Below are 504 nucleotides of genomic sequence, written 5' to 3'. Positions count from 1 at the left end.
GCCTTATAGCTGGTCACTATGTCGTCGGCTATGCCGATAATTTGCGAGCTAATACTAAGCTCATCGCCAAATTTTTGATGTGGGTAGCCGGTGCCATCGGTGCGCTCGTGATGATCAATAACGGCCGCGGCCACTTCCTTTGGTAGGTCGGCGACCGAGTCTAAAAATCGCTTCGCAATAATGGGGTGTGCCAGTAGAGAGTGCCATTGGGTGCGGGTAAAATCTTGCTTTTTGTGGGCAAGTTCGTTGGGTATGTAAAGAAATCCACAATCGTGGGTTAATGCCGCCATAAAAATGATTTGCTGCTCTCGCTCCGAGCGCTTCATTTGCATCGCGATGGCAAGGCTTGCCAGCGCGGTAAAGACACTATCGTTGTAGATGTCGTGTAGTCGGTTTGCCAACACCGTTAAGGTTTGCTTTATTAACGGAAATTTACCGTAATAGCTACACATCTTTTTTAGGTTGCTTATATAGTCATCCGAGCCTGTAACGACTTGCAGCCCT

At 48.0% G+C, this 504-nt stretch carries 1 protein-coding gene; it reads right to left on the bottom strand.

The features are described 5' to 3' along the window. The coding region (locus ACFQEU_RS18150) for an HD-GYP domain-containing protein (RefSeq protein WP_379784436.1) at positions 1-504 on the bottom strand (504 nt) is incomplete at both ends.

It is taken from the genome of Halorubrum tibetense (assembly GCF_042661865.1).
Taxonomy (GTDB): domain Archaea; phylum Halobacteriota; class Halobacteria; order Halobacteriales; family Haloferacaceae; genus Halorubrum; species Halorubrum tibetense.
This window is presented reverse-complemented; position numbering and strand designations above follow the sequence as displayed.